This window comes from Krasilnikovia cinnamomea (genome assembly GCF_004217545.1).
In the GTDB taxonomy this organism is placed as follows: Bacteria; Actinomycetota; Actinomycetes; order Mycobacteriales; family Micromonosporaceae; genus Actinoplanes; species Actinoplanes cinnamomeus.
Map to the genome: position 1 here is coordinate 4,094,961 of NZ_SHKY01000001.1, position 13,788 is coordinate 4,108,748.

Below are 13,788 nucleotides of genomic sequence, written 5' to 3' on the forward strand. Positions count from 1 at the left end.
ATCCCTCACCATCCGTCACCGGAAGTGCGGCAGGATCTCCTTCTGGTAGAACCGGAAGAAGCCCTCTTGGTCCTGGCCGACCTGGTAAACGTGTACATGGTCGTAGCCGTTGTCGACGCAGCTCTGGATGCCCTCGATGTGCTTCTGGGGGTCCGGGCCGCAGACCACCACCTCCGCGATCGCGTCCTCCGTGACGACGGTGGACGCCTGCTCGAAGTCGAACGGCCTCGGCAGTTGCTGATTCAGCTCACCGGGGAGGGCCACGATCGGTACAACCCGGTGGGCCGTGCGCCGGGCCTCCGCCTCGTCCTGGGCCCAGCAGACGTTGTACTGCACGTAGCGGGGCTTGTCGCCGCCGCCGGCGTCCCGGAACCGGGCCGCCACGTCGGGGTCCGGCGTGAAGTTGATCAGACCGTCCCCGACCCGCCCAGCCAGCTCCGCCGCACGAGGCCCGCCAGCCGCGACGACGAGCGGTGGCGGCTGCGCGGGCAGCGTGTACAGCCGCGCGGAGTCGACTACGTAGTGCGCGCCGTAGTGCGTCACCACCTCCCCGGACCACAGCCGCCGGATGACCTCGACCGCCTCCTCGAGCATCTCCGCCCGTCGGGGGTGGGCCGGCCAGGCCGGGTCGACCACGTGCTCGTTCAGGGCCTCACCGGTGCCGACGCCGAGATAGAAGCGCCCGGGCATCATCGTGGCCACTGTCGCGGCCGCCTGCGCCACGATCGCAGGGTGATACCGGCGGGTCGGGCAGGTGACCCCGGTGCCGACCCGCAGCGTGCTGGTCGCGCACGCAATCCCACCGAGCACGCTCCAGACGAACGGGCTCTGCCCTTGAACGCCGATCCAGGGATGGAAGTGGTCAGAGATGGAGGCGTAGCCGAAGCCCGCCTGCTCCGCACGCGCGGCGAACCGAACCAGATCCGACGCCCCGTGCTCCTCGCAGGAGAGTGAGTAGCCGAGCTCTACCAAGACGGGCTCCATCCGTCAGACCGGGGGTGGCTTCGCGGACGCAGTTGGTAGTACCCGCTGACCGTTGACTCACGCGGCCGACTTCGTCCTGGTCGTCGCGGAACAACCGTCAGCATGGCGGGAGCTCAAAGGGACGCCCCGGACGCATCCGTCGTCGGGCTCAGCCAGTTCCAGCCGCACAAATCTGGCCGCTGATCGGTCCTCGTCCGGCGCTGGCACATCACAGACCGTGATGCACCATGCAGCCGTGGTGTCGCTCAGGTCCTGACACCAATCTGTCGCCCAGGTCATGAGACCGGACCGAGGACACGTAGCACACCGAGGTTCTGCCGATTTAGCCTTTTCAGGATCAAGGCGCCGCGCAAGCGCGGCGCACCGCGCGCGCTCGCGGCCCGCTGCTGGCGGCCTCCGGCCGGCATCGCGCGCCGCGGCGCGCCGCACCAGGCGACGCATCCTTGCTTGCGGCTGCAATCCCGGTGCTGCACAGACGGGCGATCGGGTGTCGGACACCGGGAGTTTCCGTCACTTGCGCCCGCACTAGCTTGAGACGGGGTCCGCGCTTGCGGGCCCCGTCATTCGTGCTTGCCTCACTTGGCGGTGGCCTGTTGGGGAGCGGAGCCGTGACGATCGCCTGGATAGCCGAGCGCCGTCGAGGTCGGGGCGATCGGCTGCCGCGATAGCAAGCTGGCTTGCCCTCGGATGCCGATGGGTCGCTCTGCGCTTCGGTCGAGCGTGAGGACCAGGGCGTGGCCATCCCCCGGTGCCTGATCCTCTACGCCACCCACCCGGCGTCAAGGCCGCTGCCGCGTCGCTGACGCGATGGCCTGCGGCCAGCCTTGGCCCCGGGCGGGACGCCGCAGTCCTGGCACCGGTCGGGGGATGGCGGCAGTGTGGCGCCTACTCTTCGTCGTCGTCAACATCGCGGAGCAATCGGTCTAGATCCTCCGGGCTCATGCGCTTGATCTGCGACTCCAGCTCCACGCTGTAGTGGCGATCGTTGGGATCCATCCCATTGCGCTTCCGTGACTGACGGCCATACTCCCTCATGAACTGGCCAATTTCCCGACGCAGCCGGTCATGTCGCTGTCCCACAGCGGGACCATAGGACCGGCGAGGGGGCTGTGCACTTAGTTTTCCCGGGCAGGGCCCATGCGGCTGGGTGCCGCGCCGTGCCCGCTACGTGCCCGATGGGCCGGTCTACCAAGGCTAACGGCGGTCAATGACACTCGCAGATGAAGAAAGCCCCTAACCGACGTTTCCGCTGGTCAGGGGCCGATCTGTCTGGTGGTGGCGGGTAGAGGATTCGAACCTCTGTAGCTTTCGCGACGGATTTACAGAGCGCCGGGCGCATCCGCGTTGAGCTGTGCAAACGCCGAACCTCTGCCGACCGTTGCCGCACATTTGCCGTCGAACCCGTTGAAGCGCACACGGAAGATCGTCTCTGCGCCGAGCTGGCCGGGGCGGCTGTCCCTGGGGTGACCCCTGCCTGTTCCCAGCTCACCGTGGCACCGGGGACACCGGGGACACCGGGGACACAACAGCACGCAGTCTGTGCCTGCAGGGCATCCAACCGGTCTTCCCGATGATCGAGATCCGACGTTCGCCCGTCGTGCGTTCTGTGCGGCAGCGGGCCAACCAGCTAGTGGAGCCAATTAGTACTTGAACCCCTCAAATGGCTGAATACTGAAACTGGGCTTGCGGAGTTCCTCTTTTCTTCGCCACTATCTGCGATAATCGAATCCCCTTATCCACTTAGGAGGCCCGCGATGGCAATCAACACGGAGCTAGTCGGGATTGCCCTTGCTAGGGTTGATGGATCCACCTTTGAGCGGTTCGTAAATGACTTCTACCCGAGTCTTGCTGGTGCAGAGTTCTTTCCGCTGGGTGGCGTGAAGGATGGGGGCGCGGATGCATTTGGCGGCGACCGGGTTTACGAAAGGGGTGGATCCGCCAGTGTCTTCTATCAAGCAAGTGTCCAGGAGGACTTCCGGGCAAAGATAAGGCATACAGTAGCTCGCCTTAAGGAATTTGGCCGAAAACCACGATCGCTTGTGTATTTAACGTCGCGAGTGATTCGCCACATCGATACAGTGGAGAGTGACCTAGAGGAGGAATTGGAGGTTTCTATTCGCATCAGAGATGGGGCATATATTGCCAGTCAGATTAACGCGGATGTTCGGACCAGGTCAGCTTTCGATCAGCACCTCCGTCACCTAACGGATTTTCTAAAAAGCGTGGGTGCAAGTCAGGTTGTCGCTCCAAGCGTGCATGTAAGGTCTCCGGCCGTCTATGTATTCCTTCGGCAAGAGCTTGATCGGAGGGCTGGTAATCAATCTCTCGTGAATTCCGTCCTCGATAGTCTCGCGCTTTGGGCGCTGGAGGGCACAGATCCGGATCTTGGAAAATTCATGACAGTCGAGGAGGTGGAGCAAAAGATACTGGGCGAGCTTCCTGCGGCTGCGTCGTTGGTTAAAGGACACGTTCAGGGCCGATTGGAGTCGCTTTCGAGCAAATCGCGTCCCGACGGAAGGAAAGTCAATTGGTACCGCAGCGAAAAGAAGTTCTGCTTACCGTTCGAGACCCGGGAAGCTATTACGGACGAGAATACCCAGGATGAGGCGTTGAGACTCGAAGTTCTTGACGGTCTGTACAATCGCGCCTCGAAGAATTTCGCCGAACTCGGCGAGCGGGACTTACGCAAACTTGCCGAACTCACCTTGAGAGCGTTTCAACTGGCATTTGAGCGTGAAGGTCTGGAGTTTTCGCATTTCATCACGAAGGAAAGAGCCACCGAGTATCCGACAATGGCAGATGCCGTACGGGAAGCCCTTGCCGAGGGAGGCGTGACAGGAAAGCGCGCGGCTGAAATGGGAGCTGCTTGCCTAACGACGGTACGCGGTTGCTTCTATGATTCTACGCAGGAGGAGCGAACCTATCTATCGAAGCTCGCGCGCACGTACGCCTTGCTTTTCGTCCTAAATACAGACCCGCGCCTGGTTCAGTATTTCCAGGACATGGCGGCTGGTTTCAAACTCTACGTGGGGAGCGATCTACTCGTTAGAGCTCTGAGCGAGCGATTCCTTCCTGAAAAGGATCAGCTAACCAAGAACGTGCTGATCTTTGCCGCCAAGGCAGGGACACGACTGATCCTCACTCAACCGGTGTTGGAAGAAGTGGTAAGCCACATTCGGGCCAGCGACCTCGAATTCAAGAACCACATTCAACGCATAGAGCATCGAGTTACTCCGCTTATTGCGGCAAATGTTCCTAAGATCCTTATTCGAGCGTATCTTTACGCCCGCCTAGACCCTCGTGAGGAACTTGCAAAGCCAGCGAGCTGGGCCAAATATATTGAGAGCTTCTGTGACTATCGTGAGCTGCACAGCGTCGGAGCGGAAGAACAGTTTAGACACTACCTACAGTATGACTTCAGCATGCAATACCAGAGTAAAGAGGACCTTCAGAAGCTAACTGATAGCGGAACGGTTGAGCATATCGCGGAGTTGCTCCTTACGTCGTCGACGAAATCCGATCCGCGGTTGGCGCGGAATGATGCGCTCTTGGCCTGTGCAGTCTATGGCGAGCGAAAGAAGCAAGGGGAAGTTGCCCACGTTAGCGAATTCGGATACAACACCTGGTGGTTGACGCAGGAAACTCGGATCCTTCGTCACACCAAGGAGCTGGAACGTGAAAACAACAATGTAAGGTACATGATGAGGCCGGATTTCCTCTTGAACTTCCTAAGCTTTGCTCCGAGTGTGGCAGCGGCGCGGAATACGTTCGGTAACGTCTTCCCCAGTCTGCTGGGCATCAACTTGTCGCGTCGGATGGACGCTGGGGCCTTTCACCAGATCATGAAAGAGGTCGCGGAGGCCGAAGAAATGGATGATGCGCGCCGTAACGCCGTAATGGCTAAGCTTGCAGATCAGCTAAAGACTGACATGGGTAAGCGATACATGGTTGAGATGCCCAAGTAGTTCTCATTGAGGACGCACAGCAGACAGCGCTTCCACCAGATCCGCCATCGTTGTGATCACGGCGTCGGCGACAGCAAATGGCGTCACCTTGCTCGGCCGGTTCGCGTAGCCGATGACACGGACCCTGGCCGCCCGCGCCGCGATGATGTCGCTCATTGAGTCCCCAACCAGCACGCACGCCGATGGTTCGCTATCAACCGCCCGAACGGCGTCGAGGACCATCCCCGGCGCGGGCTTCATCAATTCCGGCCGGGCATAGGGCCGGCCGATGACCCGTACGACGTGATCGGCCAGCTCGTGTGCCGCAAGGTACGCCGAAACCGCTCGGCCCGAGTTGTTACTGACGATCGCGACCGGCAGGCCCGCACTCTTACTTGAACGGATCACGTCGTGACCATAGGGCGTTGGTATCGCCGACTCGACTGCCTGCATTTCCAGGGCGGACAACGCGTCCTCGACAGCAGCCGTCAACTCACGACTGCAGTGGTAGCCCGTCCACCTAATCACGGCCAGCGGGTCCACGTCGGTGGCGACGTCGTCCGGTAGGGCGACACGTTCAGCGCGCAACAGCTCGATTAGCTTGGCTGCCACATGGGGCGCTGGTAGACCCGCGAAGATGCCGCAAACCGGTCCATCGAAGTCGAGCAGTAATGGCCCGGCCCCGACCACGCTGGCAAGCCGGTCTGCGCTCACGGGTGGTACTCCCGCGCGACGCTGTTCCACACCGAGTCAAACCACTGCCGTGAGGACTCCACGAACTGAGTACCGTGGGACGCCTCGTCCTCGTCCACGTTGTAGTGGAACAGGGTCGCGTCGCGGCCCATCAGGTCGAAGATCCCGACCGGCTTGCCCCCGATGGTCACCTCGCGCTCGACAACCGGGTAGAAGCCGAAGAACGCCTCTCGGTTGTTGAGTAGGTAGAGCTTGAACGTCGGCGCGATGCTGTGCACCCGCACGTCAACCTGGGCAGACTTCACCAACCCGAGGTCGGCGAGTTCATGCACCTGGTCGATGATGCCGTCGGCGGCTCGCCGGGTGATCCGGTCGGCCCGCTTACGGACGGCCGGATCGTCCTGGCCCGTTGCGGCGAGCGCGGGCAGCGCCATCGGCGAGGTCATGTCCGACAGCAGCAGGCGAACCGAAATCGTCTCCGGGGCAGTGCGCCCAGCCCGCACGAGATCAAGCGTCTCGGCCAGGGCGTCGCGCAGCGTCTCACCGGAGAAGCCAGCGAAGTCGACCACCACATGTGCTTCCTCAAACGCCGCCTGGATTACGGGACGCAGTTCAACCGGGCGTTGGGTCTGCGCCCGTACGAAAGCGCCGCTTCCCTGCCTGCTCACGATCAGGCGCTCGCTGCGAAGGGTCTCCAAGGCACGCTTGACGGTTTCCCGCGCGACGCCGTACCGGCTGGCGAGTTCTGGCTGCGACGGCAGCTTGTCGCCTGGGGCGAGTTTGCGGGTGAGGATCGCGGCGCGCAGCACGTTGGCGATCTGCTGTGACGCCTGTCGAGGGTCGTCCGGGTCGAGGTCAGCGAGGTAGTCCAAGTTCGCGGCCATGCCCACACCCTAGCTCTGACTAGCCAAGTTGGGAAAGTTCCGACTCAGGGATTGACCTGACTAGCCATGCTGGCTTAGCGTCGGTCGTGTCGAACCTGGCTAGCCAGGAACGGCAACCGGCCAGGAAGACGGGTACGGCGGCACATGTTGCCGCGCGCCACGACACCCCTGAATCCGGCTGCACCTTGAGAACTGAATTCAGTGGGTCGCGCCTCCCCGTAGCAACCGCCGAAAAGGTCGCCGCGCACGGCTCAGGTCCGTGCATATGTCCCTGTTTCTGCTGGTCGGCGCGGCTGTAGCCGCATCAGGCTGTTGCCGCGCCGACCTCCCACCGTGGAGGCAATCCCGTGAGGAAGCACCGCCGCATCACCGATGAACCCACCCGCGCCGACCTGGCCGCGATCGAGGACGAGTGGCCGCTGATCGAGGCAGAACTTGACCTGGTAAACGCCGAGATCGCCCACATCTACGCCGCCGACCGTGGCGGCCCGACCGAACTGGACTGGCGTCGCCTGCGCCGCGCCGAGGCCCGCGTAACCCGCGTCGCCGCCGAGCTGGCCGCCCGTCCCGTGGTCCGGCGCAAGACGCGAGCCAAGCAGGTTCCGCGTGTCGACGCAGCTCCGTCCCCCGCCGAGTTGGCAGCCATCCAGGCTGAGTGGCCGTTGATCGCCGCTGAGCTGGACGTCCGTCCCGCTCCTCGCCGGGCGGTGGCGTGATGAACGCCCGCAAGCTTCTCGGCGGCGCCCTGGTCGCGTTCGGCCTGTTCTTCGCCATCACCAACCCCGGCGACGCCGCCGACCTCATCCGGGAGATCGCGTCGGGCATCGGCGCGTTCGCGTCCGCTCTGGCCAGTGGAGGTCACTGATGCGCATGCCCGCTGTGTCCGGCCGGGTCTGGGCCTACATCGGCGCCCTGCTCGGCGGCATCGTCTCGATCGCCGCGAACGTCGCCCACTCCTACGTCCCCCCACCCGACGCCCCGCCCGACTGGTCGCCGCAGGGCGGCGCGGTGGTCGGCGCGATCTTCTGGCCGGTCGCCCTGTTCGTCGCCGTGGAAATCCTCGCCCGCACCCCATGGCCAAACGGCCGCCGCTGGACGCTACTGCGCTTCGGCGGGCTGGTCCCGGTCGCCGGGGTCGCCGCGTTCGTGTCCTACAAGCACCTGTCCGGCCTGCTCGCCTTCTACGGCGAGGACGGGCTGACTGCCATCCTCGGCCCCCTCGCCGTGGATGGGCTGATGGTGATGGCGACCGGGGCGCTGCTCGCCACCGCCCGCCGCGTCACCGCCGCCGAACCGGTGCCCGTGACCGTCCCGGCCGCCGTCACCGTGACGGCATCCGAGCCGACGCCCGACGCGGCCGCTGACGCCACAAAGGTCGTCAAGGCCGCCCCGGCGAAACGGGTCACCCGCAAGCCCGCGTCGGCCGAGAAGGTCGCCAAGGCTGCCGCCAAGCTGCCCGGCGCGTCGCTCGCGGCGATCGCTGCGAAGGCAGGTGTGTCGGAGTCGACCGCCCGCCGTCACATGCCCGTCCCGCCGGTCGCCGTGGCGTCAGCAATTGCCCCGGGGCCTGCGGAAACGCCCACCCTCACCGCTGCCTGAAAGGACCCCCGCCATGCGTCACGTCTGGCACCTGTTCAACGCCGCCATGCTGCTCAACGTCGTCCTCTGGTTCACCGCCGACACCACCGCAAGCAAGTGGCTGCACGGCATCGCCGCGATCGCGTTCGGCGTCGCCGTGCTGGCGACCCGCCCGAAGCAGCCCCCCACCCTCCGTTGACACCGCCCGGCGGCACAGCCCTCTGCCTGCCAGCAACCGCTGTGCCGCCGGTCCCACCCACAAGCCCCTTACGAGCCTTGCAGGAGAGAACCTGATGGTCCCGCAAAACCCTAACCCTGACCCTGATGACGTCGACTGGCGCGCGGCGCAAGCCGACCCGGACGCCCCGGCGGATGTGGTCGATTTGGCCGCCGCCCGGACCCGCCGCACCCGCCCCGACGATGGGGCGGACAGTGGCACGCATTTTGACGCGACGCTCGATGAGGAGCCGTCGCCGGGCGGGATGCCCGTCGACCCGCCCGAGGCCGACGACCAGGGCCGTCAGCCGATCGTGCCGCTCGGCTTGTCCACCCTCGGCGCGATCAAGTCCACCATCAAGTACGGCGTCGGTGTCGCCGCCTACCACGCCGGGTTCCACGGCCTCCGCGCTCCTTGGTACGCCCTGCAGGCCGCGTTCTGGGGCACGGTCGGGGCGGTCAAGCTGATCGGCCGGCAGATCTCGTGGTGGTGGGTCGCCGAACAGACCGGGCTGCGGCAGAAGGCCGCCGACGACAACGACCCGGCGATGTGGCACAAGCTGCACCGCGAGGTGAAGCACACCCGCGCCTGGCGCGGCACCGTCCTCATCGGCGAGCTCCTGGCGGTGGGCCTCGGCGGGCCGGTCGCCTACGCCATGACCCCGTGGTGGGGCATCGCCCTCGCCGCCGTCTTCGCCATGGCGGGGCTGGCGCATCTCGGCCGTCCCGCCGATCGGCCGATCGTGTCCCCGGCCGTGGTGACCGGCCGGTTCCGCAGGATCAACCCCGACATCGTGCTCCGCGCCTACTACGCCGCCGGACTCGCCCACCCCGACAAGCCCGGCCAACAGGTCAGCTTCGGCGGCACGATGGCCCGCGACCGTTCCGACACCGGCTCCCAGGTCATCATCGACCTCCCATACGGCAAGACCTGGGAACAGGTCCTCAACGCCAAAGGCGCCATCGCCTCCGGCCTGGACGTGTCGGTCAACCAGGTATTCCTCACCCGCGACCCCACCTCCCACCGCCGCCATCTGCTGTTCGTCGCCGACCGCGACCCCCTCGCCGTCCCGGCCGGACGCACCCCGCTGCTGGATGGCAAGCCCCGCGACATCTGGACCGACGTACCCCTCGGCCTGGACGAACGCGGCCGCAAGGTCGGGCTGCTGATGCTGTGGATCTCGATCCTGATCGGGGCGCAGCCCCGCAAGGGCAAGACCTACTTCGCCCGCATGGTCGCCCTGTACGCCGCCCTCGACCCGTACGTGCGGCTGACGGTGGTGGACGGGAAGCTGTCCCCGGACTGGGACAAGTTCCGCCTGGTTGCGCACCGCATCATCTTCGGCACCGTGCCGAACCACCGCGACCGCGACCCGATCACGCACCTGCTGGACGCGTTGCGGGAGATCAAGAAGCACATCGAGGACGCGAACGAGTTCCTGTCCACCCTGCCCACCAGCGAGTGCCCGGACGGCAAACTCACCCGCGAGCTGTCGCGCAAGTACAAGCAGCTCCGGGTGTGGGTCCTGGTGATGGAGGAGTTCCAGACCTATTTCGAGACCGACGACCAGGCCGTCAACAAGGAGATCGCGTCCCTGCTGGCGTTCATCATGGCCGTCGGCCCCTCGGCCGGGGTCATCCTGATCTCCTGCACGCAGAAGCCGTCCGGCATCGGCGCCGGGGACGTGTCCCGGCTGTTCAACCGGTTCCGCGACAACCACACCGTGCGGTTCGGCCTCAAGTGCGGCAACCGCGACGTGTCCATGGCCGTGCTCGGCTCCGACGCCTACTCGGAGGGTTTCGACGCGTCGTCGCTGCCCTCCGGCCCGCAGTACCGGGGCGTGGGCATCCTGTATGGCGCCTCCGATGACACCCCGATCGTGCGGTCATACCTGGCCGACGCCGGGGACGCCGAGAAGATCCTGCAAGCGGCACGCCAGCATCGGGAACGACTCGGGCTGCTCACCGGCGAGGCGGCCGGGGAGAAGGTCGCCCGCGAGGTCCGCGACACCCTCGCCGACGTCCGCGCCGTGTTCGTGGCCGGGGAACCAGGGCTGTGGTGGTCGACCGTCGCCGACCGGCTCGCCGCGAACCTGCCCGAGCACTACGCCGACATCACGGCCGACGCCGCCTCGGCCCTGCTCCGTGAGCATGTACCGAGCGTGAGCGTCAAGGTGCGCGGCACCGTCAACCGCGGCTGCCGCCTGGCCGACATCGACACCGCGATGAAGGGCCGCAAGACCGCCTGACAGGTAGCGGCGGCGCCGCTACCGGTAGCGCCGCCGCTACCCCACCCCGCTACCGCCCTGGCCAGCCCCTACCCACCGAGGTAGCGGTAGCAGCCAGTGGTCCCGTGCGCCCGAAAACCGCCCCAGGAAGGCTTCTGATGGTTCCGCACGCCGCTACCGCTACCCCCACCGGCACCGACGACACCCGCGTCTACGCCGCCCTCCTCCTGGTCATCCTGGCCGTCACCGGCTGTTACCTGCTCGGGTGTTGGCTCTGGCCCTTCGGGGCCTGCCGTCGCTGCCGGGGCACCGGCAAACGCCGCAGCCCGTTCGGCCGCGCGTTCCGGCTCTGCCACCGCTGCGACGGCACCGGCCGCACCCTCCGCATCGGACGCCACATCCTCAACACCCTGCGCGAACTCCACGACAAAGGCGGCAGCAAGTGAACCGCCGCAACCGGGCCGCGCACACCGGATGGTGCGCCGCCGATCACCGCTGCAACCTCACCGAACACCGCTCCGACGACCTGCTGGTCACCATCCCCGGCCACGGGCGGGCCATCCTCACCCGCGTCCGCGACGGCCACGGCCGCGAGTACGGCGAGATCCGCGCCCGCATCGCCCTCGACCCGGACGAGTACACCGCCCGCGTCCAACTCCGCACCGCCCTGACCGACCTGCGCGCCCTGCTCTCCCGGGCCGCCGAACTGACCAGGAGGGCCGCCTGATGTCCCGAATCAAGGCCGCGTTCAACGACCCGGAAGGCACCCGCCACGGTGGTCTGCCGACCTACTGGTGGCAGGGCGCTCCGACCGGATACGCCACCCGCCGCCAACTCCGTAACCAGGGGCTGCGGCCGGGTGGCCAGCCGGTCGCCGCGCAGATCCTGTGGTCCGGGGTCGGCGGCACCCGCACCGCCTACCTGTACCGCACCGACCTCGCCCGACCGAAGCGCACCGCCACCCCCGCCCAACTCGCCGCCCTCGGCAAGGCCCTGCGCGCCCGCCGGACCTGTCCCGCGTGCGGCGAGGTGCGGCCGTACTACATCCGCCGCTCGCTCGGCTGCTGCCAAACCTGCCACGACACCCCACCCGCCGCGCCGGGCCGCCCCGCGCTGTCCACACCGCACACCCGAGAGGCCACCGCCATGCCTACCGCCGCCGAACTGCTCACCCGGGCGCTGGGATGCGCCGACCGGGGATGGCGGGTGTTCCCGCTGCGCCCGGACGACAAGCGCCCGGCCGTCCGTGACTGGGAAGCCCGCGCTACCTGCGACCCGGACCGGATCCGCCGCTGCTGGACGGCCGGGCCTTACGGGGTCGGGATCGCCTGCGGCCCGTCCGACCTGGTCGTGATCGACCTGGACACCGCTAAGCCCGACCAGGAGCCGCCGTCGGAGTGGAGCACCCCGGGCGTCTGTGGCGGCGCGGACGTGTTCGCACTGCTGTGCGAACGTGCTGATCAGCCGTTTCCCGGCGACACCTACACCGTGACCACCGGGCGGGGCGGTACGCACCTCTACTTCACCCACCCGGCCGACGGCCCGGACCTGCGGAACACCGCCGGCACGTTGGGGTGGCTGATCGACACCCGCGCCCACGGCGGTTACGTCGTCGCCGCCGGGTCCACCGCCGCCGGGCGCCCGTACCGGCTGCTGCACGACGCGCGGCCCCGGCCGCTGCCGGGGTGGCTGGCCGCCGCGCTGCGACCGCAGCCGTTGCGCCCGGCCGGGACGCCGGTCGTGGTCGAGCTGCCCGCCGACCGGCGCGGCGCGTACCTGCGCGCTGCGATCGACCGCACCCTCACCACGCTCACCGGCGCCCCGCACGGGGAGCGGAACCACACCCTATTCATGGCCGCGCAAACCCTCGGCCAGCTCGTCGCCGGAGGCGCCCTCGCCGAGGATGCCGTGACCAGCGTGCTCACCGACGCGGCCACCCGGATCGGTCTGGAACCGCGCGAGATCGGCCGCACGATCCGCTCCGGCCTCGCCTATGGCGCCCGTCGTCCCCGGACGGTGGCGGCATGAGCGCCGCACCCGGCCGGGGCGAGCGGCCCGAGCTGCACGTGGTCGGCCCGGACGACGCCGCCGAGGTGCTGTCCCCGGTCCGGCGGGAGCGTGCGCGGATCCGCGTCTCGTGGACCGCCGCCGACATCATGGCCATGGACTTCCCCGAGCCCAAGTGGGCTGTCCCCGGGATCGTCTGTGAAGGCGTCAACCTGCTGTGCGGGCCGCCGAAGGTCGGGAAGTCGTGGATGTCGCTGGCCCTCGGCATCGACATCGCGTTGGGCGGCAAGGCGTTCGGCGCCATCGACGTCCAGGCCGGGCCGGTGCTGTACCTCGCTCTGGAGGACACCGCCCGGCGGCTGCAATCGCGACTGGGCAAGGTCCTGGGTGAGCGCAAGGCCCCGGCCGGGCTCACTCTCGCCACGGCTTGCCCGCCGCTTCCGCAGGGTGGGGATGAGGCGATCGCGGCGTGGCTGGACCGCAACCGCGACGCGCGGATGGTCATCATCGACGTGTTCGCCAAGCTCCGGGGAGCGTCCGCGCCGGGCATGTCCGCGTACGACGCCGACTACGCCGCCGTCGGCCGGGCGAAGAAGGTCGCCGATCAGTACAGCGTCGCGGTCATCCTCGTGCACCACGTCCGCAAGGCCGGATCCGACGACTTCCTGTCCGAGGTGTCCGGCACCAACGGACTCGCCGGGGCCGCCGACGCCACGCTCGTGCTCAAGCGGGCACGCAACCAAGGCGACGGGGTGCTGCACGTGACCGGCCGCGACGTGGACGAGTCGGAATACCCGCTCGCCTTCGATCCCGGTAAGGGTGCGTGGCGGATGCTCGACGGCCCCGCCGAGGACCATCAGATCGGCGAGACCCGCGCCGCGATCCTGCGCTGGTTGCGAACCGCGCCAGGTTCTACGCCGAAGGCGATCGCCGACGGGACGCAGCTCGACTACGGCCTGATCAAGAAGACCTGCCAACGGATGCTCGACGCCGGGCAGGTCGCCGCCGACACCGGAGGCCGGTACCGCGTCCCCGGTGTCCCCGTTGTCCCCGCTGTCCCCGAACCCGCCGTGACCTGCGAAAACGACGGGGACATCCAGGGGCAAGAAGGGCTATGGCCGTGACCGCCGAGGACCGGCTGAAACACAGACGCATCTCCCTGTTTCAGCACACACCCATACGAACACACACCAGTACGGCCCGGATCTTGGCTCAGCGGCGCTCTCAGCGGGCCGTTCTCGCGGCCTCTGCTGG

Annotated in this window: 11 protein-coding genes and 3 pseudogenes; 11 read left to right on the forward strand and 3 right to left on the reverse strand. The window is 67.0% G+C overall.

Features of this window, described 5'->3' with window-relative positions; translation table 11 throughout:
• Positions 1-15: 15 nt before the first annotated feature.
• On the reverse strand, positions 16-984 hold the full coding sequence (locus EV385_RS18510; protein WP_207229868.1) for a TIGR03557 family F420-dependent LLM class oxidoreductase: 969 nt from the start codon (positions 982-984) through the stop codon (positions 16-18).
• A gap of 1,754 nt (positions 985-2,738) precedes the next feature.
• On the opposite strand from EV385_RS18510, the gene EV385_RS18520 reads away from it, so the two are divergent.
• A complete protein-coding gene (locus tag EV385_RS18520) occupies positions 2,739-4,949 on the forward strand; it encodes a hypothetical protein (RefSeq protein ID WP_130510603.1) in 2,211 nt (736 codons plus the stop codon).
• Between the two features lie 3 nt (positions 4,950-4,952).
• Here the strand turns inward: EV385_RS18520 and EV385_RS18525 are convergent, their stop codons facing one another.
• Together EV385_RS18525 and EV385_RS18530 are read right to left on the reverse strand one after the other, a co-directional pair.
• Positions 4,953-5,642, reverse strand: coding sequence for an HAD family hydrolase (locus EV385_RS18525; RefSeq protein WP_130510604.1), 690 nt, complete (start codon positions 5,640-5,642; stop codon positions 4,953-4,955).
• Positions 5,639-6,505, reverse strand: a complete 867-nt coding sequence (locus tag EV385_RS18530; protein ID WP_130510605.1) for a GntR family transcriptional regulator — start codon at positions 6,503-6,505, stop codon at positions 5,639-5,641. Before EV385_RS18530 ends, EV385_RS18525 begins: the two co-directional genes overlap by 4 nt.
• A 347-nt stretch (positions 6,506-6,852) precedes the next feature.
• On the opposite strand from EV385_RS18530, the pseudogene EV385_RS18535 reads away from it, so the two are divergent.
• The 10 genes and pseudogenes from EV385_RS18535 to EV385_RS18565 form a co-directional block, all read left to right on the forward strand.
• Positions 6,853-7,086, forward strand: a pseudogene (locus EV385_RS18535) (DUF6284 family protein); the annotation flags it as partial.
• A 134-nt stretch (positions 7,087-7,220) separates the two neighbouring features.
• Positions 7,221-7,370: a hypothetical protein gene (locus EV385_RS33960; protein ID WP_165449526.1), complete on the forward strand. Its 150-nt coding sequence runs from the start codon at positions 7,221-7,223 to the stop codon at positions 7,368-7,370.
• On the forward strand, positions 7,370-8,104 hold the full coding sequence (locus EV385_RS18540; RefSeq protein WP_130510606.1) for a DUF2637 domain-containing protein: 735 nt from the start codon (positions 7,370-7,372) through the stop codon (positions 8,102-8,104). Before EV385_RS33960 ends, EV385_RS18540 begins: the two co-directional genes overlap by 1 nt.
• 13 nt (positions 8,105-8,117) lie before the next feature.
• Positions 8,118-8,282, forward strand: coding sequence for a hypothetical protein (locus EV385_RS33965; protein ID WP_165449527.1), 165 nt, complete (start codon positions 8,118-8,120; stop codon positions 8,280-8,282).
• A gap of 94 nt (positions 8,283-8,376) precedes the next feature.
• Positions 8,377-10,548: a cell division protein FtsK gene (locus tag EV385_RS18545; RefSeq protein WP_130510607.1), complete on the forward strand. Its 2,172-nt coding sequence runs from the start codon at positions 8,377-8,379 to the stop codon at positions 10,546-10,548.
• A gap of 137 nt (positions 10,549-10,685) precedes the next feature.
• On the forward strand, positions 10,686-10,973 hold the full coding sequence (locus tag EV385_RS18550; RefSeq protein WP_130510608.1) for a hypothetical protein: 288 nt from the start codon (positions 10,686-10,688) through the stop codon (positions 10,971-10,973).
• Positions 10,970-11,254 (forward strand): hypothetical protein, encoded by a 285-nt coding sequence (locus EV385_RS18555; protein WP_130510609.1) that lies wholly within the window; start codon positions 10,970-10,972, stop codon positions 11,252-11,254. Before EV385_RS18550 ends, EV385_RS18555 begins: the two co-directional genes overlap by 4 nt.
• Positions 11,254-11,604, forward strand: a pseudogene (locus EV385_RS35720) (RRQRL motif-containing zinc-binding protein); the annotation flags it as partial. The gene EV385_RS18555 and the pseudogene EV385_RS35720, both read left to right, overlap by 1 nt.
• A gap of 159 nt (positions 11,605-11,763) precedes the next feature.
• A pseudogene (locus EV385_RS18560) lies at positions 11,764-12,555 on the forward strand (bifunctional DNA primase/polymerase); the annotation flags it as partial.
• Positions 12,552-13,658, forward strand: coding sequence for an AAA family ATPase (locus EV385_RS18565; RefSeq protein ID WP_130510610.1), 1,107 nt, complete (start codon positions 12,552-12,554; stop codon positions 13,656-13,658). The pseudogene EV385_RS18560 and the gene EV385_RS18565, both read left to right, overlap by 4 nt.
• The last annotated feature ends 130 nt before the right edge of the window (positions 13,659-13,788 follow it).

Bases quoted from the DNA above. Each gene is read 5' to 3' on its own strand.
- EV385_RS18540 (WP_130510606.1), top strand. From the start codon at position 7,370: ATGCGCATGCCCGCTGTGTCCGGCCGGGTCTGGGCCTACATCGGCGCC.
- EV385_RS18520 (WP_130510603.1), top strand. From the start codon at position 2,739: ATGGCAATCAACACGGAGCTAGTCGGGATTGCCCTTGCTAGGGTTGAT.
- EV385_RS18530 (WP_130510605.1), bottom strand. From the start codon at position 6,505: ATGGCCGCGAACTTGGACTACCTCGCTGACCTCGACCCGGACGACCCT.
- EV385_RS18550 (WP_130510608.1), top strand. From the start codon at position 10,686: ATGGTTCCGCACGCCGCTACCGCTACCCCCACCGGCACCGACGACACC.
- EV385_RS18565 (WP_130510610.1), top strand. From the start codon at position 12,552: ATGAGCGCCGCACCCGGCCGGGGCGAGCGGCCCGAGCTGCACGTGGTC.
- EV385_RS33965 (WP_165449527.1), top strand. From the start codon at position 8,118: ATGCGTCACGTCTGGCACCTGTTCAACGCCGCCATGCTGCTCAACGTC.
- EV385_RS18545 (WP_130510607.1), top strand. From the start codon at position 8,377: ATGGTCCCGCAAAACCCTAACCCTGACCCTGATGACGTCGACTGGCGC.
- EV385_RS18510 (WP_207229868.1), bottom strand. From the start codon at position 984: ATGGAGCCCGTCTTGGTAGAGCTCGGCTACTCACTCTCCTGCGAGGAG.
- EV385_RS33960 (WP_165449526.1), top strand. From the start codon at position 7,221: ATGAACGCCCGCAAGCTTCTCGGCGGCGCCCTGGTCGCGTTCGGCCTG.